This is a genomic window from Tianweitania sp. (genome assembly GCF_032053605.1).
GTDB lineage: Bacteria > Pseudomonadota > Alphaproteobacteria > Rhizobiales > Rhizobiaceae > Tianweitania.
The window spans coordinates 1-219 of sequence record NZ_DAMBUH010000139.1 but is presented as its reverse complement, the minus strand read 5'-3'; the positions used below and the strand labels follow the sequence as shown (position 1 = coordinate 219).

At 70.8% G+C, this 219-nt stretch carries 1 protein-coding gene; it reads right to left on the bottom strand.

From position 1 onward, the window contains the following. Positions 1–219 (bottom strand): short-chain fatty acyl-CoA regulator family protein (locus RTX98_RS19020; protein ID WP_312798415.1); only part of this gene is annotated, 219 nt, incomplete at both ends.

Below are 219 nucleotides of genomic sequence, written 5' to 3'. Positions count from 1 at the left end.
GTGTGATCGGCGGTTCGGCGCGGGACAGGCAGCCGATGCGTTCGCAGAGGCGGCAGGCGGGGCCGATCAGGACGCGGGTTTCGGAACGCTTCGGGTCGTTAGCGGGCAGCGCATCGGCATAGATCACGGCATCGCGGTGCTCGATGTCGCAGCCGAGCAGGATTGCGGTGCGGCGCGGGCGTTCGGTGAAGGCGCCTTGCGGCCCCTCCAGCGTGCGGG